The organism is Flavobacterium sp. NKUCC04_CG (assembly GCF_019345525.1).
Lineage (GTDB): Bacteria > Bacteroidota > Bacteroidia > Flavobacteriales > Flavobacteriaceae > Flavobacterium.
This window is the reverse complement of record NZ_JAHKRA010000105.1, coordinates 1-207: the sequence shown is the minus strand read 5'-3', so window position 1 is coordinate 207 and position 207 is coordinate 1. Positions and strand designations below refer to the sequence as shown.

Here is a 207-nt window from a genome sequence, read left to right as displayed (position 1 = left end):
GATACGCTGATACGCTGATACGCTGATACGCTGATACGCTGATACGCTGATACGCTGATACGCTGATACGCTGATACGCTGATACGCTGATACGCTGATACGCAGATACGCTGATACGCTGATACGCTGATACGCTGATACGCTGATACGCTGATACGCTGATACGCTGATACGCTGATACGCTGATACGCTGATACGCTGATACGC

General features: G+C 50.2%; 1 protein-coding gene. It reads right to left on the bottom strand.

Annotated features, from left to right (window positions below; genetic code table 11):
• A partial coding sequence (locus KO524_RS15645) for a hypothetical protein (protein ID WP_219295091.1) occupies positions 1 to 207 on the bottom strand: 207 nt, incomplete at both ends.